The sequence below is a fragment of the Nocardia sp. CC201C genome (assembly GCF_030010695.1).
Classification (GTDB): domain Bacteria; phylum Actinomycetota; class Actinomycetes; order Mycobacteriales; family Mycobacteriaceae; genus Nocardia; species Nocardia otitidiscaviarum.
Genome location: NZ_JASCXP010000090.1, coordinates 1 through 20,767, shown reverse-complemented (window position 1 = coordinate 20,767; position 20,767 = coordinate 1). Strand labels below are relative to the sequence as shown.

Genomic DNA, 20,767 nt, shown 5'->3' with positions numbered 1-20,767 from the left:
AGCCGACGACGACCACGTCGGCCGTGTGATCCCAGGTCGGCACCTCGCTGGCCCGGAGCGGTCGCACGGTGGTTGTCTCGGCCATGGTGTTCGTATTCCTCACTGTTGAAACGCCGATACTGTTGAAACGCCGATTACTTCTTCTGCTCTTGCGCGATGACCTTCCCGACCTTCTGGTCGAGCGTGGTGCCCGCGGGCCAGCCCACGTAGTGGCACAGGAACAGCGCGATCTCACGCAGCTGCTCCGCGTCCAACTCCTCGTTGCGCAGGGCCGCGCCGAGCTGGATCTCGGCGATATCGAACAGGCCCTGGGCGGTGAGCGCGCCGAGCAGCAGCAGCCGCCGGTCACGAATCGACAGGCCGGGGCGCGACCAGATATCGGCGAAGAGGTGGTCGGCGGTGACCGCGAAGTGCGCGCCGGGCCCGTCCTGGAACTCCCAGCCGTACACCTCGGACATCTTCTTCAGGCCGCGCTGTCGACGCTCGTCCGGTGCTGTGCTCACTGCTGCTCCTTCTTCGCGACCGTGCCGGGACCGACGCCGAGGCCGGTGCCCAATTCCTCGAAAGCCTGTGCAGCCAGCGGTAATTCGACGCCGAGCCGGGATCCGAGCGCCAGTGCGAGCGCGAGATCCTTCTCGCCGAGATCGCGGACGTGGCTCAGGATGGGGAACCAGAAGTCGTCGGCGGCCACCGGTGCGGTGGTGTCCCGCAACATGATGGAGCCGGGACCGCCGGTGTATGAGTCGGAATGGCGCACCACCTTGCCCAGTTCGGTGATGTCCAGCCCCGCGGCCTCGGCCAGGCGCTGCGCCTCCGACGCCGCGGTGAAGGCGATGAAGTGCAATAGATTGCGGGCCAGCTTCATCCGTGTCCCCGCGCCTACCGCGCCCGCGTGCACGATGAGCGAGGCCCAGCGCCCGAACGGTTCACGCACCGTGGCGAAGGCGGACTCGCTGCCGCCCACCATGACCGCCAGCGCCCCGTTCTCGGCCGCCGGAGCGCCGCCGCTCACCGGGGCGTCCACGAATTCCACCCCGTGCTCGGCGCAGTCGGCCGCCACCGCGACCGCCGTATCGTCGGAGATGGTGGAGTGCACCGCGACGACCGTCCCCGGCTTCGCGGTGCGCAGGATGCCGTCCGGACCGGTGACGACCGCGCGGACCTGCGCGTCGTCGAGCACCGCCACCGACACCACGCCGCAGCGCTCGCCCACCTCGGCGGCGCTCACCGCCCCTTCGGCGCCCGCGCTGGTGAACGGCTCCACCACCTCGGGCCGCATATCGCACACCACCAGTCCGCCCGGCCACTCCAGCAGCCGCCGTGCCATGGGTGCGCCCATATTGCCCAGGCCGATGAATCCGACCGCGGTCTCGCTCACGATCGGAACACCTGTCCGCCGTCGACATTCAGGATCTGACCGGTCACCCAGGCGGCGTCGTCGGACAGCAGGTACAGGCAGGCCCCGACCAGATCCTCCGGGGTGCCGAGGCGTTTGATCGCCAACTGCTGCCGCACCATGGAGTCGACGATATTGCCCGGCACCACATTTCGTGTGGCCTCGGTGTCGATCGGGCCGGGTGCGATGGCGTTGACGCGGATCTTGGAGCCGCCCAGTTCGTGTGCCAGCTGCTGGGTGAGGCCGTTGATGCCGACCTTGGCCAGGCCGTAGAAGCCGGAGTAGGTCCAGGCGGCCGTGGAGGACTGGTTGACGATGGACCCGCCGCCGTGCTCCGACATGGGCTGCCAGACCGCGCGGGTCATATTCAGCGCACCGTCGAGGTTCACGCTCATGAACTTCTTGTAGTAGTCCCACGGCACGGTGAGCAGCAGGTCGAGCTTCATATCACCGTAGATTGCGGCATTGTTCACCAGGTGGTCGACGCCACCGAATTCGGCGACGGTGAATTCCACCGCGGCGGCGGCGGATTCGGGGTCGGAGACGTCCACCCGCCGGAACACCGCCGTGCCGCCCTCGGCGGCGATCTCCTTGGCGGTCGCCTCGCCGCGCTCGCTGTTCAGGTCGGCGACGACGACTTTCGCGCCCTCGGCGGCGAGCGCACGCGCGTACGCCGCGCCGATGCCCTGTGCGGCACCGGTGACGATTGCGGATCTTCCCGTGAAGCGGGCCATGGTCGAACTCCTTCAGCAGCCGGTCGCGATCAATTTGGTCTCGGTGTATTCCTCGAATCCGGCGACGCCCATCTCACGTCCGATCCCGGACTGCTTGTACCCGCCGAAGGGCGCGTCGGCGGAGTACCAGATGCCGCCGTTCACGCTCAGCGTCCCGGTGCGCACGCCCTCCACCACGCGCCGCACCCGCTCGGGGTCGCTGCCCCACACCGAGCCGGACAGGCCGTAGGGGGAGTCGTTGGCCAACCGGACGGCGTCGTCGTCGCCGTCGTGCGGAATGATCACCAGCACCGGTCCGAAGATCTCCTCCTGCGCCACCGTGGCCGAATTCGGCAGGCCCGTGATGAGGGTGGGTTCGATGTAGTAGCCGGTCGCCGCGTCGGCGGGGCGGCCGCCGCCGGTGACGACGGTGCCGCCCTCGGCGCGGGCGAGGTCGAGGTAGCGCTCCACCCGGGCCCGCTGGCGCTCGGAGATCACCGGGCCGCAGACGGTTCCGGGCAGCGACGGGTCGCCGGGCGCGATGCCGCCGAGCGTGCGCGCGGCGATCTCCACCGCTTGGTCGTGGGTTTCGCGTGGGACCAGCAGCCGGGTGCTGATGGCACAGCCCTGGCCGGCGTGCACGCAGACGCCGAAGGCCGCGTAGCTCACCGCCGCCCGCAGATCGGCGTCGTCGAGCACGATGAACGCCGATTTGCCGCCGAGCTCCAGGAACACCTTCTTCAGGGTGGCGGCGGCGGTGGCCATGACCGCGCGGCCGGTCTGGGTGGAGCCGGTGAAGGAGATCATGTCCACGCGCGGATCGGCCACCAGCTGGGTGCCCAGGGCGTGGTCGTCGGAGGTGACGATATTGACCACTCCGGCCGGAATGTCGGTCTCCTCGGCGATGATCCGGCCGACGGCCGCCGCGCACCAGGGCGTATCGGGGGCGGGCTTGAGCACCACGGTGGTGCCCGCCGCCAGCGCCGGACCCAGCTTGGCGACATTGATCTGGTGCGGGAAGTTCCAGGGTGTGATGGCTCCGACCACCCCGATGGGCTCACGCCGCACTCGCCGGGCGCTCTTGATGCCCATGGGCTCGGCGACGCCGAGATCGGTTTCCCACGCGTAGTTCTCGGCCAGATCGGCGAAGTACCCCAGATCGCCGACCGGTCCTTCGAGCTGCGGACCGCTGGTGAGCATGCGCGGCGCGCCCGCTTCGGCGATGGTGATCTCGCGCAGTTCCTCGATGTGCCCGCGCAGCGCGTCGCGCAGCTGGCGCAGGCAGCGCGCGCGGAAAGCATGGTCGCGGGACCAGTCGGTGGTATCGAAGGCGGTGCGCGCGGCGGCGATGGCCGCGTCCATATCGGCGCTGTCGGCATTGGCGGCCGGGCCGAGCGCCTCCTCGGTGGCCGGGTTGACGGTGGTGAAGACACCCGCGCCGCCGGGCAGCAGCTTGCCGCCGATCAGCAGCTGTGACCCAGCGCTGGTGACGAGGCCGTTCATCGGTAGCTCCTCTGCTGTCCGGACACGTGTACGGACTATATGTTCGGAGTTCGAAGCCACGCAAGAACCTGTTTCAGTATGACAACTCGGCGCAGGGCTCGCGATTTATCCGGAAATGGGCGAATTCGTTGTCTCACCCAGGCCGCTCCAGTACCGTACAGACACATGTCCAGCTATGTGTCTTCCATGGCGGGCGGGTGCCGACAGTACTCGGTGAACGCGTTCTCGAACGGGAGGTGTGCGCGATGACAGCCGCATCACTGGAACCGCTACTCTTCGACCCCTACGACTACGCCGTCCACGAGGACCCGTACCCGCTGTACCGGCGGCTGCGCACCGAAGCGCCGCTCTACCACAATCCCGAGCTGGGTTTCTGGGCGCTGTCCCGGCACGCCGACGTCTCGGCCGGGTTCCGCGACAATATCGGCCTCTCCAGCGGCAACGGCGTCTCCCTGGACCCGGCGGCCTGGGGTCCGCACGCCCACCGCACCATGTCCTTCCTGGCCATGGACGATCCCGCGCACCTGCGCCTGCGCAAACTCGTCTACCAGGGCTTCACACCGCGTCGGGTCACCGAGATGGGCGACCGCATCCGGGAGATCACCCTGCGCCACCTCGAACCGGCCCTGGCCTGTACCGATTTCGACTGGATCGACGACGTCGCGGGGCGGCTGCCCATGGACGTCATCTCCGAACTGCTCGGCGTCCCCGAGGCCGACCGCGCCGAGATCCGGCGCATGGCGGACCTGCTGGTGCACCGCGAGGACGGTGTGCTCGACATTCCGCCCGCCGCCATGGACGCCGCCCTGCACCTGGCCGGGTACTACGCCGAGATGGTCGCCGAGCGCCGCCGGTCCCGCACCGCGGATCTGACCTCCGCGCTGCTCGCCGCCGACGCCGACGGTGACCGGCTCACCGACGAGGAGATCATCGGCTTCATGTTCCTCATGGTGGTGGCGGGCAACGAGACCACCACCAAACTCCTCGGCAACGCCCTGTACTGGGCGGCGCGCCACCCGGAGCAGTACGCCAAGGTGGCAGCCCACCCGGAACTGGTGCCGGACTGGGTCGAGGAGACACTGCGCTACGACGCCTCCACTCAGATCCTGGCCCGCACCGCCACCGCGGAGCTGAGCTACGCCGACGGCACCATCCCGGCGGGAGCCAAGGTGCTGCTGCTCATCGGCGCGGCCAATCGCGACGACGCCGTCTTCCACCAACCCGACCGCTACGACATCGAGCGCGGCGACAAGAGCGGGCTCATCAGTTTCGGTCGCGGCGTGCACTTCTGCCTGGGCGCGCATCTGGCACGGCTGGAGGCGGAGATCGTGCTGCGCGAATTCGCCACCCGGGTACGCGATTACGGCGTGGACGAGGCCGGGAGTGCGCGTGTGCACTCGATCAATGTGCGCGGTTTCGCGAAACTGCCCGTCACGGTGGAGGTTCGGTAATGCCCCGATTCGCACCACATCCCGAGCGCCGTCCGGTGCTGATCGCCGGAGCCTCCTCCGGCATCGGTGCGGCTACCGCGCTCACCCTGGCCGAACAGGGATATCCGGTGGCGCTGGGTGCGCGCCGGGTCGACCAGTGCGAGGAACTGGCGGGCAAGATCCGCGCGGACGGCGGCGAGGCCATCGCCCATCGGCTCGATGTCACCGACGGGGCGTCCGTCGACGCGTTCGCCACCGCCGCCGAGAACGCACTCGGCCCGATCGAGATCGTCGTCTCCGGAGCCGGGGACCTGGAGTTCGGCCGGATCCACGCCACCGATCCGGACGTCTTCGACCAGCAGTTGCGGGTCCACCTCGGCGGCGCGCAGCGGCTGGCCCACCGGCTGCTGCCCGGCATGATCGAACGACGCCGCGGCGATTTCGTGGTCATCGGCTCCGACTGCGCGGATCGGCCCCGCCCCGGCATGGCCGCCTACAACGCCGCCAAGATCGGTGCGGAAACCCTGGCGCGGCAGCTGCGGATGGAGTTGGAGGGCACCGGTGTGCGCGCCTCGGTGGTGCGCCCCGGCCAGACCCGCACCGGCATGGGGATGAACGCCGCGCCCGAGGTGGTCGGTCCGCTGCTGGAGGACTGGGTGAAGTGGGGCTTCGCCCGGCATTCGCACTTCCTGCGCGCCGCCGACATCGCCGCCGCCGTCGCCGCTGTGGTGAGCACCCCGCGCGGGGCACACCTGGTGCTGGTGGAGGTGCAGCCCGAGGCCCCGCTCACCACCGACGACGGGAGCCGGTGATGCGTCTCGTCGTGGATCTCGATCTCTGCCAGGGGCATGCGGTCTGCCAGGACGAGGCCCCGGACCTGTTCGACGTCCCCAAACAGGGGCAGGTGCGCATTCTGCGCGCCGACCCCGGTGCCGATCTGGCGGCGGCCCGCCTGGCCGTCCGCTACTGCCCGACCCAGGCGCTGTCCCTGGTCGACGACGACAAGGAGTCGTAATGCCTTTCCCGCGTGCGGAACTCGACGAGATGGTGCGCCGCTGGGTGGACGAGAACCAGCGCTGCGAGGCCCTCGGCGACTGGAAACCACTGGCGCACTTCTACACCGAGGACGCCACCTACGGCTGGAACTATGGCCCGCAGCAGGAGTTCATGGCCGTCGGCCGCGACGAGATCCGCGACATCGCGCTCGGCCAGGAGATGTTCGGGCTGGAGGGCTGGACCTACCCGTATCAGGAATTCGTCGTCGACGACCGCAGCGGCAGCGTCATCGGCCTCTGGAAACAGGTCAACGAGAAGCACCGGCCCGACGGGCGGCCCTACAGCCCGGAGGGCATCGGCGGCAGCTGGTTCCGCTACGCCGGGAACTTCCAATGGTCCTGGCAGCGCGACTTCTTCGACTTCGGCAATGTGTCGGCGCTGTTCGTGGAGATGATGACCGACAACGCGCTCTCGCCCGGCATGCAGAAGCGCATCGAGCGGTCGGTATCCGGGCAGCCGCTGCCCGGCTGGTATCCGGTCGGCCAGGGGCCGGTCCCGCAATGGTGACATCGGTCCCGAGCCGTTTCGACAGCCTCTTCCGCGCGGAGCTGGCCGTGCTGGTGCCGGAACTGCTGCTGTGCGGTCACCTCATCGACCGCTCCGGCATGGCGCACACCATCGCCGCCTTCGGGCGCGCGGGAATGACGGCCGTGGCCATCGAGGAATGGCAGCTGGCGAGCCCGGTCTACGCGCGGCGCATGCGCGCGGCGCTGCGCATTCCGGGCGACGGCGTGGACGCCGTCTTCAAGGCCATGCAGCTGGATATCGGCGCGCCACCGCAGTTCATGGACTTCCGGTACCGGGTGATCGACCACGACCACGGCGAATTCCATCTCGACCACTGCGGTGCGCTGGCCGATGTGGAGCCCATGGGGGAGGACTACGTGGTGGCCATGTGCCACCACATCGAGGACCCCACCTTCGACGCCACGGCCCTGGCCACCAACCCGCGCATCCGGGTGCGACCCGTGCACCGGCCGCCGCGGGTGCCCGCCGACCGGCATCCGGTGTGCGCGTGGACCGTCACCATCGACGACAGCCATACGCCGCCCCCGCCCCCGGCCAATGCGCACCGCACCGCGAATTCCCGTGCGGCACTGCTGGAATTGCCGCCCATCGAACGGGAGGGCCCCGGGCTGCACGACTACGCCGGACCGCTGCTCGCCGACCTCCGCTTCGGCGACTTCTCCCGATCGGCGCTGGTCCGGATGGCCGACGAGGTGTGCCTGCAACACCACCTGCTCACCCTGGGCTTCCGGATCGCGCTGGCCGAGCGCGCCGACGAGCCGACCGCCCTGGCCATCGCGCGCAAACAGTTCACCGGTATCGCCGGACTCACCGCTGAGCGCATCCGACGCGCCCTGGGTCTCGGCGACGACACGGCGGCACTGGCGAAAGTGCTACGGCTGCATCCGGCCTGGAATCCGGCGGCCTATGTGGGAGTCGAGGTGGCCGTGGAGACCGTCGGCGGAAATCAGGCCGTGGAACTGCGGCTGCGCCGCGATTGCGACGCCGTCGCCGACGGCGCGTGGCCCGCACTGCTCGACTCCGATCATCTGGAACCCCTCGATGCCATGGCGCGCGGTGTGAACCCGCGCTTCCACACCCGCCTGCGCGTGGCCGACGACGACCTGCTCGTCGTCGAGATCGCCATGGCCGCAACGCCGTTCCGGGAGGCCGACGAGGTGGCTGTCACCCGATTCAGCACCGGTGCGGACTTCACCTTCACCGAACACGGCAGCACCCCACTGCCGCTCACCACCGGATAGACCAGAAAGCGACAAGCCATGGCGTGCAATTTCGCCGATCTGTACGAGCACTCCGTCGACGCCATGCCGGATCGGGTCGCCGTCATCCAGGGCGACCGGCGGCGCACCTTCGATGAACTCGAGCAGCGCGCCAACCGGCTCGCCCACCATCTCGCCGCGGCCGGTGCGGGACCCGGCACCCACATCGGCTTCCTCATGCACAACAGCGTCGAGACCCTGGAGACGCTGCTCGCCTGCTTCAAGATCCGGGCCGTCCCGATCAATATCAACTATCGGTACCGGGCCGACGAGCTGCGCTACGTCTTCGACAACGCCGACCTCGAGATGGTGGTGCACCACCGCTGCTACGCGCCGCTGGTCGAAGAGGTGCGCCCCCAGGTGCCGTCGTTGCGGCACGCGCTGGTGGTCGAGGACGATCAGGGCGGCGCGGGGACGGCGAGCACCTCGGTGCCCTACGAGCAGGCGCTCGAGAACGGTTCAGCGGCACGGGATTTCGGGCCGCGCAGCCCCGACGATCTGTTCCTGATGTACACCGGCGGCACCACCGGCCTGCCCAAGGGCGTCATGTGGCGGCAGGAGGACATGTGGCGCGTGCTCGGCGGCGGCATCGACTTCTACACCGGCGAACCCGTCGCCGACGAGTACCAGCAGTCCCGCACCGGCGCATCCGGGGACCAGGCCACCTGGTTCATCCTGCCGCCGCTCATCCACGCCGCCGCCATGATGCCCACCTTCACCGCGCTGTGGTCGGGCAATGCGGTGATCTTCGAACCGCGGTTCGATCCGGCGCGGGTCTGGCGGGTGGTGGCGCGCGAGCGACCGCAGGTGCTGGTCATCACCGGGGACGCCATGGCTCGACCGCTGCTGGACGCGTACCGGTCCGAGCCCTCCGATGTCTCCGGGCTGTGGGTGATCGCCTCCGGGGCGGCGCTGCTGTCGCAGCCGGTGAAGAACGAACTGCTCACCACCTTCCCCTCGACGATGGTCTCGGATTCCATCGGCTCCTCCGAAACCGGTTTCGGCGGTATCGGATTCGCGCAGCGCGACGATGATCCGACGCGCGGGCCGCGGGTGAACGTCGGACGCGGGGCCGTGGTGGTGGACGACGACGGACGGCCCGTCGCGCCCGGTGGTGCGGGCTGGGTGGCCAAGACCGGCAATGTGCCCATCGGCTACTACAAGGACCCGGCCAAGACGGACAAGCTCTTCCGCACCGTCGACGGGGTGCGCATGGTCATCACCGACGACCGCGCCAAGGTGGAGCAGGACGGCTCGGTCACCCTGCTCGGGCGCGGGAACATGGTGGTCAACAGCGGTGGGGAGAAGGTGTTCGCCGAGGAGGTGGAGGCCATTGTCAAGGCGCACGAGTCGGTCTACGACGCCATGGTCATCGGCGTTCCGCACGAGCGGTGGGGACAGCAGGTCGCCGCCGTGGTCTCCACCGCCGACGGCGGTGTGGACTTCCCCGCCCTCGAGCGGCACGTGCGCGCGCATCTGGCCGGATACAAGCTGCCGCGTCGGATCTGGGTGGCCGAGACGGTGGTGCGCACACCCAGCGGCAAACCCGACTACCGCTGGGCCAAGGACTACGCCGCATCGCACGCGCCCGATTACGAGGTCGTATCCCGGTGATCGGGATATGTGTCCGGAACCCTGTACGAAAGCTATGAGAACCTGTTCTAATTTCATCATGGTGGAGGCCCATACCGTTCTCGGCGAAGACGTCCGCATGCCGGTGGAAATCCGCGCCGCGGACACCAGTTCAGCGCTGTTCCCGGTCGACGCCGCGGCGGCCCGCGTGCTGCTCGCGGCCACCGGGCTGGAACCGGTCACCGTGCTCGGCCGGGCGCTGTGCAATCTCGCCTTCGTGCGCTACGTCGACGGCGATCTGGGGCCCTATCACGAATTCGCCTTCTCGCTCATGGCGCGCCAGCCCGGCTGCAAGGGCAGCGCCGGCGCGTACATCCACTGGCTGCCGGTGAACCAGAGCTTCACCTGTGCCGCGGGACAGGAGATCTGGGGATTCCCCAAACTCATGGCCGATATCGACATCACGCCGACCCGGCGCGGCCATCGCTGCGAGGTGGCGGTGGACGGTCGAAAGGTATTGGAGCTCACCGTATCCGACGGTGTGCCCGCGCCCGGCGGCGCGGGCGGGGCATCCATCGACGCCTACACCCACCGCGACGGCGTCCTGCGCCGCACCCCCTGGGCGATGAACCCGGGCAAGGTGCGCATGCGGCCCGGCGGTGCCCGGCTCGAGCTCGGCGATCATCCCGTCGCCGACGAGCTGCGCTCGCTCGGCCTGCCCCGATCCGCCCTCTTCGCCAGCCGAATCGGCGCGCTGCGAATGACTTTCGCCGACGCCACCACGGTACTGCCCTCCCGGGAGAACTCATGACCAAGACAGCACTCGTCACCGGTGCGGCCAGCGGCATGGGCCGCATCGTCGCCCAGCGCCTGGCCGCCGCGGGCCACACCGTCGCCGCCCTGGACCTCAATGGCGAGGGGCTCGCCGAGACCGCGCGGCGCTCCCCGAACATGCACGCCTACACCTGCGACGTCTCCGACACCGATCAGGTGTTCGCGGTGGTGGAGAAGGTGCGCGCCGAACTCGGCACCCTCGACCACGTGGTGCACGCCGCGGGCATGTGCCACGTCCACGCGTCCGCGCTCGACCACGACGTGGCGCAGATCCGGAAGATGATGGACGTCAACTACATCGGCACCGTGAACATGTGCCAGGCCATCATTCCGGCCATGAAGCAGGCACGCACCGGCACCATGGTGCTGTTCGCGTCGGTGGCGGGCTGGCTGCCCTCGCCCGGTATGGCGGGGTATTCGGCGTCGAAGTTCGCGGTCGTCGGATTCGTCGAAAGTCTGTCCTACGAACTACAGGGCAGCGGGGTGCGTCTGCTCGCGATCTGCCCGCCCATGGTGGAAACGCCCTTCCTGGACAAGGTTCGGAAGGAGAACGCCTCCGTTCTCGGCGGTGCGGGCGGCATGAGCCCGGAAGGCGTCGTGGACGCGCTCGAGCAGGCACTCGCCAAGCCGACGAGTCCGTTGTTCGTCTTCCCGGGTCAGGCCAAGCCCACCTACTATGCCCGCCGATTCATCCCCGGGGCGCTGCGCAAACTGGTCGCCAGCAAGGTCAAGCCGGTCGACTGAGACTGCGGGGAGCCCGTCCTGTGCTCCGGACGGATTCCGCGCATCGGCGCTGGGCGGCCCGGCTCCACGGCCGCCCGGCGTCGAACCTCACACTGCGGCCTCATCGGCCAGGAAGCCGCCGGACTGGTGCTGCCACAGCTTGGCGTAGGCCCCGTCGGCCCGCAGCAGTTTGGCGTGCGAACCCTGTTCCACAATCCGGCCGCGATCCAGCACCACCAGCTGATCCATGCTGGCCACCGTGCTCAGCCGGTGCGCCACCACCAGGGCGGTGCGGCCCGCCATCAGCTCCCAGAGGGCCTGCTGCACCAGCAGTTCGCTCTCCGAGTCCAGGGCGCTGGTGGCCTCGTCCAACAGCAGAATAGGCGCGTCGCGCAGGATGGCGCGGGCCAGCGCGACCCGCTGCCGCTGGCCGCCGGAGAGCTTGACGCCGCGCTCGCCGACCAGTGTCTCCATGCCCTCGGGTAAGGCGTCCGCGAATTCCGTGACGTGCGCGGCCTTGGCCGCGCGCATGATCTCCTCGTCGGTGGCGTCGGGCCGGGCGAAGCGGATGTTCTCCCGCAGGGTGCGGTGGAACATGGCCGGTTCCTGCGGCACATAGGCGATCAGCCCGCGCAGATCGGCCTGGGTGATCTTGGAGATGTCCTGGCCGCCGATGCGGATCGCGCCGCCCTGGACATCGGTCATGCGCAGCAGCAGTTGGGTGATGGTGGTCTTGCCGCCACCGGAACGGCCGACCAGACCCAGCCGGGTGCCGGACGGCACCTCGAGGTCCAGACCCCGGAACAGCGGCCGCGCACCCGGGTACGTGAAGTCCACCTTGTCGAAGCGCACGCCGGAATCCTGGGGGCGCAAGGGCTCCGGATCCTCGGGATCGCGTACCGCGGGCTCGCGCCGCAACAGATCGGTGAACTGCGCGGCCTCGGTCAGCGAGCTCTCCAGCCGCCGGTAGATCTGGTTGAACTGGAACATGATTCCCGTTGCGTTCCAGAAGTACGTGAACGCCACCAGCACCACTTCCACTCCCGCCTTGCCGCCCACCAGCCGCAGCGCCACAAGCAGACCGAGCACATTGGTGAGCACGAACAGGGGCGCGACCACGGTATCGATGCGCAGATTGGCGTAGTCCCACGAGACGAGCGTCTTGCGCCGCTGCTCGGTGACCCGCCTGCGGTGCTCGGCGGCTTCCTGAGGTTCCGCGGCGAAGGCCCGCACGGTCTGCATATTCGACAGGCTGTCGGCCACATGCCCCGACACCTGGGCGATGGCCTCCTCCCGGGCGTCCACCAAGCGCTGGCGGCGCTTGATCAGCGGCGTGATGATCAGGCCGGTCGTCACAATCAGACCGACCAGAACGAAGACCAGACGCGGATCGTAGCGCCACAGGATCACCGAGGCGAAGATCAGCGGCACCAGGGCGGCGAAGATATCGAAGACCAGCGTGTCCACGAACTCCTCGAAGCGGGTGGCGAAACTCAGCGACCGCTTGGTGAGCGAGCCGGCGAAATTGTCGTGGAAGAATGCGGCGTCCTGCGCCAGCAGCCGATCCATGGCCGTGACGTACAGGCTCTCGATGCCGTGTGCGTCGGTGCGATTCAGGCAGTGGATGCCGATGCGCCAGCACACCTCCGACGCCAGCAGCAGCCCGGCCACGCCCAGCAGATAGGGCGCGACCGTATCGACGCTCGTGTCACCGGTGGCGGCGATCCGGGCGATCAGCCAGGCCACCACCAGGGGCGCGATGTACAGCTGACAGATATTGCCCAGCGCGGGCGCGAACAGGGCAGGCAGGGCGAAGCGCGGCCGCCTCGCCAGTTCCCGGAAGTAGTAGCGGAGAACCAGCCTGACGGCGGGTGCGCGGGTAGCCATCCGCCTCCTCTCGAATCGTGTTCGAGCACAAGCCCCGTTCTCCGAACAGCGCTGATCGGCGACCCGGTGTGCCTGGTGGCCGGGACGCATGCGAGAAGGGGGAACCCCATGCTGCCCCGCTGGGCACCCGGTCGGCCACCGAATTTCCGCCAAGGACGAGGTTGCCCCGCCGATGTGCGCCACCCGGTCCGTCGTGACGGTCGTCGGCGAGCGCACCGGGGTCCTGTCGCTCGTCCCGCTACACGCCGACGGCTCCCACCGGTATGGCGGGAGCCGTCCTGTTCTGTTCGGGGCGCGGCGGAAACCCTCAGCGTCCCTGGAAGTTCGGCTTGCGCTTCTCGGCGAAGGCGCGCGGCCCCTCCTTGGCGTCCTCGCTGCGGAAGACCGGCAGCCCGACCTTGGCGTCGATCTGGAACGCCTCCTCCTCGTGCATACCCTCGGTAGCGCGCATGACCTCGAGAATGGCCCGCACCGCCAGCGGCCCGTTGTTGTTGATGAGTTCGGCGATCTCCAGGGCCTTGTCCAGCGCGGTGCCGTCCGGCACCACATGGCCGACCAGGCCGAATTCCTTGGCCTCGGCCGCGGTGATGTGGCGGCCGGTCAGCAGGATTTCGGCGGCCAGGGTGTAGGGGATCTGCCGGGGCAGCCGCACCGCCGACCCACCCATCGGGAACAGGCTCCACTTGGCCTCGGACACACCGAATTTCGCACTCTCGGCGGCGATCCGGATATCGGTGCCCTGCAGGATCTCGGTGCCGCCCGCGATGGCCGCGCCCTCGACGGCGGCGATGAGCGGCTTGGACAGCCGGTAGCCCTTGAGCAGGCCGGGCATGCGGGTCGGATCGAACGAGCCCCCGGCCGTCATATTGTCGCCCGGATTGGACCTGGCCATGTTCTTCAGGTCCGCGCCCGCGCAGAACGCCCCGCCCGCGCCGGTGAGCACGCAGGACCGGATCTCCGGATCGCTGTCCACGCGCTGCCACGCCTCGGCCATGATGGACAGCATCTCGCCGGTCAGCGCGTTCTTGGATCGGGGTCGGTTCATGGTCACGATCAGCGTCGCACCCCGCTGCTCGACCAGGGCGTGCGGTTCCTCGGTGCCGTCGGTGTTGCTACCTGTTGCAGCGGATGCGGTGGTCATCGTTGGCCCTTCTTGTCCTTGCCTTACCGGAGATTCTGGGACGAAAGTACCCGGCGGCGTTGTACAGAACAATAACGTGTTCTAGTTTGGAACGTGGTGACCGCCGTCACGGGCGGGGCGAGCATTGGAGAGAGGTCCCCATGGACACAACGAGTACGCGCAGTGAGTCGCGGGCGAAGCTGCCGCCGCGGATCACGGAATCCTTGATCAACCGCCTCACCGCCATGGTGACCGCGGGGCAGGCGGGCGAACCCCGCGAACCGTACGAGATGATCGAGGTCTACACCGGCGATATCGTCGGCGAACTGCCGCAGTCCTCGCCCGAAGACGTCGAGAAGGCCGTCGCCACCGCCCGCGCGGCACAGCGCGAATGGGCCGACTGGCCGCTGGAGAAGCGGCTCGCGGTCTTCGAACGCGCCCACGAACTCATTCTCACCGAGATCGAGACCCTGGCGACGCTGATCCAGATCGGCTGCGGCAAGTCGCGGCGCATGGCCATCGAGGAAGTGTGCGACACCCCGATGGTCATCGCCCACTACCTCAAGACCGCGCGCAAGGTGCTGAAGTCGAAGCGGCGCACCGGGCCCATGCCGATCATCACCACCTCCACCGAGGAGCACCGGCCCAAGGGCGTGGTGGCGGTGATCGCGCCGTGGAACTTCCCGTTCGCCATCTCCATGTCCGACTCCACCCCGGCCCTCATCGCGGGCAACGGCGTGGTCATGAAGCCGGACAACAAGACCGCGCTGTGCACGCTGTACGGCATCGAACTGCTGCACAAGGCGGGTATGCCGCGCGGGCTGGTGCAGGTGGTGTGCGGCGGCGGCCCCGACGTCGGCCCCGCCCTCATCGACAATGTCGATTTCGTCATGTTCACCGGCTCCACCGCCACCGGGCGGGTCATCGGCGAACAGGCCGGACGCAATCTCATCGGATGCAGCCTCGAACTCGGCGGCAAGAATCCGATGATCGTGCTCGACGACACCAACCTCGACGAGGCCATCCCCAGCGCCATCTTCGCCGTCTACGGCAACAGCGGGCAGGCGTGCATGCATATCGAGCGCATCTACGTGCACGAACGCATCCACGACGAATTCCTGCGCCGCTTCGTCGCGGCCGCGAAGGAACTGGGCGACAAGGCGGGCGCGACCTACGACTTCGGCCCCGAATTCGGCTCGCTGGTCTCGGTGGACCACATGAACCGGGTGGCGGCACACGTCGACGAGGCCCGCGCCAAGGGCGCGACCGTGCACACCGGCGGCAAGGCGCGCCCCGATATCGGACCCGCCTTCTACGAGCCGACGGTGCTCACCGGCGTCACCCCGGAGATGGAGCACGCCACCAAGGAGACCTTCGGCCCGGTGGTCGCCATCTACTCCTTCCGCGACGAGGCCGAGGCGATCCGCCTCGCCAATGCCACCACCTACGGACTCAATGCCAGCGTGTGGGGCGGCGACCTGGACCGCGCCCGCCGCGTGGCCGAGCGGCTGGAGGCGGGCAGCGTCAATATCAACGACGGATTCGTGACCACCTATGCCGCCAAGGGCACGCCGTCGGGCGGGGTGAAGCAGTCCGGTGTGGGTACCCGGCACGGCGCCGCCGGGCTGCTCAAGTACACCGACACCATCAATATCGGCGTGCAGAAGAAGCAGATCCTCGCCGCCCGCTCGGGGATGCCCTACGAGAAGCAGCTCAAGAGCACACTGGTCACCCTGCGGCTCATGAAGAAGCTGCGCATGGGCTGAGATGCCGCCGCGCTAGCGCCAGCCGGTGATCTCCACACCCTTGGCGACATCGACGCGGAAAGAGAGGCTCACCGACTCCGTCTCGCCGGGCGCGATCTCGAGCTTCCAGGTGATCTCGCCCAGGTCGGAGGTCTCCGCCGGCGTGGGGGAGGTGCGCACATCCTTGACGGTGATGGCCTCGTCGCGCGACACCGGCGACTGGTCCAGGACGGTGACGGCGATCGCGGCGGGCGTGTGATTGGTGATGGTGGTGCGGTATTCGGCCTCGCGGCGGCTGGTGCTCGACAAGGTGGCCTTGCTCGCGGTGCGGCGCACCAGTTTTCGCTTGATCCGTATGCGATCGTCCACGCCCAGCGCCAATTCCAGCTCCTCGCCGGGAGCCCAGGTGTCGATGCGCGTGCTGCCGACGAACTCCTCCCCGCGGAAGACCGACGCCTTGCCCGCGCGCAGCGTGTGTTCGGAGTTGTTGGTGACCTCGGCGCGCAGGTATGCCTCCTCGGCCTGGACCGGGGCGGTGATGTAGCCGAGGCTCGCGGGAAACTCCAAGCGCGCCAGCGTGGCCCGGTGCCCACGGGCTCCGGTGGGGATGGCGGTAGGGCGCATGGTGCGATAGGTGCTCGCCGTCGCGCCCTGCTCCAGATCGGCGAACTCGTCGGCCATCGGTGCCATGGCCGCCATCTCGACCTCGTCGGCCGCACCGGCGAATGTCATGGCGGGGCCCGCGGCCCGAGCGCGCATCGCCATTCCGGACGCGGGCGGCGCGCCCACCGGCAGCGGCCGGTTCCGGTCGAGGAACCACGGCCGCAGCTCCGGCACCGTCACGGTGACCGCCGGGCGCGCCGTGGACAGCGCCAGCTCGCACTCCGGCCAGTTCTCGCCGGTGTGCTGGGTCACCAGGCCGTACCACACCACCTCGACGTCCTTGTCACCCACGCGAACGTCATAAGCCGGTTCCCAACTCGCGTTCTCGACCACGTAGGAAAGCTCCAACTCGGCCGCACCCGTGCCGGTCGCCTCCAGCTCGACCACGACTTCCGTACTGTCCCTGCTGGATTGGCGACCCATCGACTGGATGCGGCGATCCAGGGCGTCGAGCTCCTCCTGGGCTTCGTCGCGCCGGACGGCGATCGCCCGCCGCGCCTTCAACGCCTGTGCCAGCTGCGCGTCCAACGCGCCGCCGACCGTAGCGATCCGGCCGGGCTCGGCCTTACCCTTCGCCAACGCCTGCGCGAAGCTCTCGGCACTGCTGCGCGCCAGCCCGGTGAGCATCTCGACCTTCGTCGCCGCGGCCTGCTCCTCATCGGCGATGCCGTCGATCGTGGCCTGCAACGCCTTCCGCTGCGCGGCCAGCTCCCGTCGCTTGGCATCGGCCGGATCGGGGTGGTGCGCGGTCCGCACATCCACCCCGACGATCCGCGCCGGCCCGGAACCGGTGACCCGCACCGAATCCGCGTCCATAACCACCGGCAATCCGGCGAAAACGATGCGCGGGCCCTCGGCCACGTCGAACTCGGCCCGCCGGGTGACCCTGGCCTGCTGTGGATACACGGTGACGGCGACGATCGGCGCGGTAACGGTCGGCATGATGCCGAGGCTAGTCCGCCGTCAGCGTGAATGCCGCCGTCCGCACCACATCCCCGTGCCGGAAGTCCAGGAACAACCGGTAGGTGCCCCGCCCCGGTACGGCGGTGTGGAAGGCAACCTCCGGCCCCGCGGCCGTAACCCCATCTCCCGGTTCACCATTCGGATGCACGTGCACATAGGCGAGATCGCCCGCCCGCAGTATCACCAGGTGACCGTAGGCCGCCAGATACGGCTGGAGATCCGTCACGGGCACGCCATCCTTGCGCACCGTGAGCGTGAGCAGCCGCCCCGCACCCGCCTCCAGATCGCCGTCCAGGGCGACCTCGAACCCGTCGACCGCCGCGATGCGGCCGGTAACGGGCACCGGCCGCGGCCGGTAGTCGCCCGCGACGGCGAAATCCGCCCCGAGCGTAATGGTCTTGCCCAGCGCCGTCGGCGCGATATCGGTGAACGCCCGATAGGCCCCCGCCTCCGGCAACGTCAACCGCACCTCCCAGATCCCGTCCTCCCCCCGCACCGGATGCACATGCCAGAACCCATCCAACTCCCGCCGCACCACGATCAGATGCAATTCCCGATCGTGAACAGGCGCGAAGTCGGTCACCGCCTTCCCATCCGGCCCCACGATCCGGAACCGAAAGTCGACTTCCCCTGCGCGAACGATGTTCTCGACCAGTTCGAGCGTGTACCCGTCCTGTGTCACCTGCAGCCCACCGGGCGCGCCATGAGCAGCGTGCTCCCCGTGCCCACCGTGCCCACCGTGCCCACCGTGCCCACCGTGCTGTCCGGCGTCCCCTCCATGTGTCGCATGGCGGGTGTGGGCAGCGTGCGCCGCATGGTGGGCGTGCGTGGTGTGTCCCGCGTGGGCGGTGTGCTGAGTGGTCATGGCTGGTACCTCCGGACGGCCGAGCTTCTTCGTTGTCTCGAACCTATACCCCCTAGGGGTATGTGGCAACTGGTCGATTTCGTGAGGTGGACCACGATCGAAATGCTTCAGCGTGTCTTCGCGTGTCGGTGGAACATCTGACCTACTCGGCGCGATGGGCAACGCGTGCAGGGGAATTCGATACCAAATCACGAAGTCGGGGCCGGGCCGTTCGTTGTGGTCGATGTGGAGACATCGGGGCTGCACGCGGCCTCCGATCGGGTGCTGTCGGTCGCGGCGATCGCCGTGGACGAACAGAGCGATGTGATTCACGAGTTTCACACGCTCATCGACCCCGGCTGTGATCCCGGGCCGGTGCACATTCACGGGCTCACGCGAGCGCGGCTCCATGGTTCGCCGCGTTTCGATCAGGTGCGCGACCAACTCTCGGAGGTGTTGGACGGCCGGGTGATGGTCGCGCACAATGCCAGATTCGACTACGACTTCCTGGCCGGTGAGTTCCGCAGGACGGGCGCGATCCTCCCGATCCGGCAGCGACTGTGCACCCTGGCCTTCGCCCGCGCCATCGCCCCACCGCTACCGGATTTCCGCCTCGCTTCCCTCGCAGCGCATTACGGCGTCGAGCAGCGTCGAGCACATGACGCTCTCGATGATTCGCGGGTACTGGTGGGCGTGTTGAAAGGTCTGCTCGAAGACGCCACTCGGCTGGGTATGCGGGCCCCGCTACTGCAGTGCCCGCCGAAGGATACGAATCGTCACCTGTGGCGCGGCAAACCCAAGATGCAGTGCGGTTTCGTCTATCCCGGCAGGATGACCGATCGTGGGCCGCTCGTGCAGGGGATGAAGGTCGCCATCACGGGGGATACGACCACCGACCGAAACGCGCTGATCGACAAGGCGGAGGCTGCGGGCCTCGATGTCACCGGTGCCGTGAGCCGGTTGACCAGTGTGCTGGTCACCAACGACCCGCAGTCCGGGACCGGTAAGGCGGCGAAAGCGCGGGAATACGGCACCCCGATCATCTCCGAGGCGCGGTTCCTCGAACTGCTCGGCGCAGTCCTGCCGGGTGCGGACAAGCGTGCGGACACACAGTCCGGGAGCACGTCTTCGGGGGCTCGCGCGAAGCGCAAGGTCGAGGCAGCGGGACCGCTGAGTGACCGGCGCATTCTCGTCCTGGGCGGACAACATGCCGAGGCGGTCGAAATGCGTAAGCGCATAACGGAACTCGGCGGTTCCGTCGCCGTCAACCTGTCGGCCAGCGTGACAGATGTGCTCGTACTGCCGGGCGGCGAGACGGATAAGCGGCTCGCGAGAGCGGCGACTCTCGGCCTCCCGATCTGGGGGCCGGAGTTGCTCGAACCGGGCAGGACCGCCGACACCGGATCGGTGGGAGTGCCTGATCGTGAGTTCACCGTCGATCCTGTGGTCCTCGCCCGTGGTCAGGTCGTCGACCTGCCCACGGAACCGTGCGGCAACGACTGGACACTGCGGGCTGCCTGGCATCCGACCGGTACAGCAGAGGTGGATATCGTCGTGTTCCTCGTCGACGGCAGCGAACGGGTCCGTGGTGACAGCGATTTCGTCTTCTACAACCAGCCCGAAACAGATGGTGTGCGTTTGACCGTCGACGGTCCCACCGAACAGTCGCTGACCATCGCCATCGACGAACTCCCGGATCACTGCCGCCGCATCGTGCTGGCGGCCGCCCTGGACGGGCCAGTCGGCACCTTCGGTGACCTCGGCCCGATAGAGCTGGAAGCGGCGACCCCCGAGGCGGCTCCGATGGTCCGAGCCACGCTCGACGCCGCCACCGAGGAACGGACCCTGATTCTCGCGGAGATCTACGAGCGCGCGGGCAACTGGCGCGTCCGTGCGGTCGGACAGGGGTATTCGACCGATCTGGCGGTGCTCGCGCGATCGTATGGGGTCGAAGTGAGCGACTAGGTCGGTGCCGGACCGTACCGAAAAAATTTCTCGCGGACAGCGATGAGTCTTCGGGGAGTGCTCCGTCCTATCTGTTGAACGCGCTACCAACCCGGCGCGACCGACCAGAAGGACCAGATATGACCACCGCCAACCCCTCCGCGAACTTCTCCGACACCGCCTACCGTCCCGGCAAGATCCGCAACCGCGTCCTGTGGACCCTGCAGATCGTGCTCGGCCTGTTCTTCATCATCGCCTCCGGCGGACCGAAGCTCGTCATCCCGAACACCGTGATGGACAACGCCCCCGAGAACCTGACCATCCCCCTCGGCCTGCTCATCTTCATCGGAGTCGTCGAGGTCGCGGGCGGTATCGGCCTGATGGTTCCCCGCCTGAGTGCCCTGGCCGCCGCGGGCCTGTCCGTTCTCACCGTGCTCGCCGCGGGAACCCAGGCATTCATTGCCGACGCCCCCGAGATGGCGATCGTCCCCCTGGTCCTCGCCGCGATCTTCGCCTGGATCGCCTACGAGCGCCGCGCCACCATCACCGACCTGCGCAAGTCGCTCTCGCGATGACAACCCCATAAG

Annotated in this window: 19 protein-coding genes; 11 read left to right on the top strand and 8 right to left on the bottom strand. The window is 68.5% G+C overall.

Annotated features, from left to right (window positions below; all coding sequences use genetic code 11):
• Positions 1–134 precede the first annotated feature (134 nt).
• Genes QK444_RS12490 through QK444_RS12475 form a run of 4 tightly spaced genes read right to left on the bottom strand, consistent with a single transcriptional unit; the run spans position 135 to position 3,612 of the window.
• The gene (locus QK444_RS12490; protein ID WP_051036701.1) at positions 135–458 is read right to left on the bottom strand and encodes a carboxymuconolactone decarboxylase family protein; all 324 of its coding nucleotides are present in this window, start codon (positions 456–458) and stop codon (positions 135–137) included.
• 41 nt (positions 459–499) lie between these two features.
• Positions 500–1,378, bottom strand: coding sequence for an NAD(P)-dependent oxidoreductase (locus tag QK444_RS12485; protein WP_143983176.1), 879 nt, complete (start codon positions 1,376–1,378; stop codon positions 500–502).
• Positions 1,375–2,130 carry an SDR family oxidoreductase gene (locus QK444_RS12480; RefSeq protein WP_282779898.1) on the bottom strand — a complete coding sequence of 252 codons (756 nt, stop codon included), beginning with the start codon at positions 2,128–2,130 and terminating at the stop codon, positions 1,375–1,377. Before QK444_RS12480 ends, QK444_RS12485 begins: the two co-directional genes overlap by 4 nt.
• A 12-nt stretch (positions 2,131–2,142) precedes the next feature.
• Positions 2,143–3,612, bottom strand: coding sequence for an aldehyde dehydrogenase (locus QK444_RS12475; protein WP_282779896.1), 1,470 nt, complete (start codon positions 3,610–3,612; stop codon positions 2,143–2,145).
• 245 nt (positions 3,613–3,857) lie between these two features.
• Between QK444_RS12475 and QK444_RS12470 the strand changes: the two genes are divergently transcribed.
• The 8 genes from QK444_RS12470 to QK444_RS12435 are packed head-to-tail and all read left to right on the top strand — an operon-like array spanning position 3,858 to position 11,035.
• Positions 3,858–5,063, top strand: a complete 1,206-nt coding sequence (locus QK444_RS12470) for a cytochrome P450 (RefSeq protein WP_282779893.1) — start codon at positions 3,858–3,860, stop codon at positions 5,061–5,063.
• A complete protein-coding gene (locus tag QK444_RS12465) occupies positions 5,063–5,854 on the top strand; it encodes an SDR family oxidoreductase (protein ID WP_282779891.1) in 792 nt (263 codons plus the stop codon). Before QK444_RS12470 ends, QK444_RS12465 begins: the two co-directional genes overlap by 1 nt.
• Positions 5,854–6,057 (top strand): ferredoxin, encoded by a 204-nt coding sequence (locus tag QK444_RS12460; RefSeq protein WP_282779889.1) that lies wholly within the window; start codon positions 5,854–5,856, stop codon positions 6,055–6,057. The genes QK444_RS12465 and QK444_RS12460 overlap by 1 nt, the downstream gene beginning before the upstream one ends.
• Positions 6,057–6,605, top strand: coding sequence for a nuclear transport factor 2 family protein (locus QK444_RS12455; RefSeq protein ID WP_282779887.1), 549 nt, complete (start codon positions 6,057–6,059; stop codon positions 6,603–6,605). Before QK444_RS12460 ends, QK444_RS12455 begins: the two co-directional genes overlap by 1 nt.
• A complete protein-coding gene (locus QK444_RS12450; protein ID WP_282779886.1) occupies positions 6,599–7,867 on the top strand; it encodes a hypothetical protein in 1,269 nt (422 codons plus the stop codon). Before QK444_RS12455 ends, QK444_RS12450 begins: the two co-directional genes overlap by 7 nt.
• Positions 7,868–7,885: 18 nt before the next feature.
• Positions 7,886–9,499 (top strand): acyl-CoA synthetase, encoded by a 1,614-nt coding sequence (locus QK444_RS12445; protein WP_282779884.1) that lies wholly within the window; start codon positions 7,886–7,888, stop codon positions 9,497–9,499.
• Between the two features lie 58 nt (positions 9,500–9,557).
• The gene (locus QK444_RS12440) at positions 9,558–10,268 is read left to right on the top strand and encodes an acetoacetate decarboxylase family protein (RefSeq protein ID WP_282779882.1); all 711 of its coding nucleotides are present in this window, start codon (positions 9,558–9,560) and stop codon (positions 10,266–10,268) included.
• Positions 10,265–11,035 (top strand): SDR family oxidoreductase, encoded by a 771-nt coding sequence (locus QK444_RS12435; protein ID WP_282779880.1) that lies wholly within the window; start codon positions 10,265–10,267, stop codon positions 11,033–11,035. Before QK444_RS12440 ends, QK444_RS12435 begins: the two co-directional genes overlap by 4 nt.
• Before the next feature lie 87 nt (positions 11,036–11,122).
• Here the strand turns inward: QK444_RS12435 and QK444_RS12430 are convergent, their stop codons facing one another.
• Together QK444_RS12430 and QK444_RS12425 are read right to left on the bottom strand one after the other, a co-directional pair.
• Positions 11,123–12,901: an ABC transporter ATP-binding protein gene (locus tag QK444_RS12430; RefSeq protein WP_282779878.1), complete on the bottom strand. Its 1,779-nt coding sequence runs from the start codon at positions 12,899–12,901 to the stop codon at positions 11,123–11,125.
• A 307-nt stretch (positions 12,902–13,208) separates the two neighbouring features.
• Positions 13,209–14,042, bottom strand: a complete 834-nt coding sequence (locus QK444_RS12425) for a crotonase/enoyl-CoA hydratase family protein (protein ID WP_282779876.1) — start codon at positions 14,040–14,042, stop codon at positions 13,209–13,211.
• Between the two features lie 140 nt (positions 14,043–14,182).
• Here QK444_RS12425 and QK444_RS12420 point away from each other — a divergent pair, with 140 nt between their 5' ends.
• On the top strand, positions 14,183–15,787 hold the full coding sequence (locus QK444_RS12420; protein WP_282779874.1) for a succinic semialdehyde dehydrogenase: 1,605 nt from the start codon (positions 14,183–14,185) through the stop codon (positions 15,785–15,787).
• 12 nt (positions 15,788–15,799) lie between these two features.
• Here the strand turns inward: QK444_RS12420 and QK444_RS12415 are convergent, their stop codons facing one another.
• Positions 15,800–17,371 (bottom strand): mucoidy inhibitor MuiA family protein, encoded by a 1,572-nt coding sequence (locus tag QK444_RS12415; RefSeq protein WP_282779872.1) that lies wholly within the window; start codon positions 17,369–17,371, stop codon positions 15,800–15,802.
• A gap of 10 nt (positions 17,372–17,381) precedes the next feature.
• The gene (locus QK444_RS12410) at positions 17,382–18,257 is read right to left on the bottom strand and encodes a hypothetical protein (RefSeq protein ID WP_282779871.1); all 876 of its coding nucleotides are present in this window, start codon (positions 18,255–18,257) and stop codon (positions 17,382–17,384) included.
• Positions 18,258–18,422: 165 nt separating this feature from the next.
• Between QK444_RS12410 and QK444_RS12405 the strand changes: the two genes are divergently transcribed.
• A complete protein-coding gene (locus tag QK444_RS12405; protein WP_282779869.1) occupies positions 18,423–20,201 on the top strand; it encodes an exonuclease domain-containing protein in 1,779 nt (592 codons plus the stop codon).
• 119 nt (positions 20,202–20,320) lie between these two features.
• Positions 20,321–20,755 (top strand): DoxX family protein, encoded by a 435-nt coding sequence (locus QK444_RS12400; RefSeq protein ID WP_282779867.1) that lies wholly within the window; start codon positions 20,321–20,323, stop codon positions 20,753–20,755.
• Positions 20,756–20,767: the final 12 nt, after the last annotated feature.

Coding starts and splice junctions, on each gene's coding strand:
- QK444_RS12490 (WP_051036701.1), bottom strand. CDS start 458: ATGTCCGAGGTGTACGGCTGGGAGTTCCAGGACGGGCCCGGCGCGCAC.
- QK444_RS12480 (WP_282779898.1), bottom strand. CDS start 2,130: ATGGCCCGCTTCACGGGAAGATCCGCAATCGTCACCGGTGCCGCACAG.
- QK444_RS12475 (WP_282779896.1), bottom strand. CDS start 3,612: ATGAACGGCCTCGTCACCAGCGCTGGGTCACAGCTGCTGATCGGCGGC.
- QK444_RS12470 (WP_282779893.1), top strand. CDS start 3,858: ATGACAGCCGCATCACTGGAACCGCTACTCTTCGACCCCTACGACTAC.
- QK444_RS12465 (WP_282779891.1), top strand. CDS start 5,063: ATGCCCCGATTCGCACCACATCCCGAGCGCCGTCCGGTGCTGATCGCC.
- QK444_RS12460 (WP_282779889.1), top strand. CDS start 5,854: ATGCGTCTCGTCGTGGATCTCGATCTCTGCCAGGGGCATGCGGTCTGC.
- QK444_RS12455 (WP_282779887.1), top strand. CDS start 6,057: ATGCCTTTCCCGCGTGCGGAACTCGACGAGATGGTGCGCCGCTGGGTG.
- QK444_RS12450 (WP_282779886.1), top strand. CDS start 6,599: ATGGTGACATCGGTCCCGAGCCGTTTCGACAGCCTCTTCCGCGCGGAG.
- QK444_RS12445 (WP_282779884.1), top strand. CDS start 7,886: ATGGCGTGCAATTTCGCCGATCTGTACGAGCACTCCGTCGACGCCATG.
- QK444_RS12440 (WP_282779882.1), top strand. CDS start 9,558: ATGGTGGAGGCCCATACCGTTCTCGGCGAAGACGTCCGCATGCCGGTG.
- QK444_RS12435 (WP_282779880.1), top strand. CDS start 10,265: ATGACCAAGACAGCACTCGTCACCGGTGCGGCCAGCGGCATGGGCCGC.
- QK444_RS12430 (WP_282779878.1), bottom strand. CDS start 12,901: ATGGCTACCCGCGCACCCGCCGTCAGGCTGGTTCTCCGCTACTACTTC.
- QK444_RS12425 (WP_282779876.1), bottom strand. CDS start 14,042: ATGACCACCGCATCCGCTGCAACAGGTAGCAACACCGACGGCACCGAG.
- QK444_RS12420 (WP_282779874.1), top strand. CDS start 14,183: ATGGACACAACGAGTACGCGCAGTGAGTCGCGGGCGAAGCTGCCGCCG.
- QK444_RS12415 (WP_282779872.1), bottom strand. CDS start 17,371: ATGCCGACCGTTACCGCGCCGATCGTCGCCGTCACCGTGTATCCACAG.
- QK444_RS12410 (WP_282779871.1), bottom strand. CDS start 18,257: ATGACCACTCAGCACACCGCCCACGCGGGACACACCACGCACGCCCAC.
- QK444_RS12400 (WP_282779867.1), top strand. CDS start 20,321: ATGACCACCGCCAACCCCTCCGCGAACTTCTCCGACACCGCCTACCGT.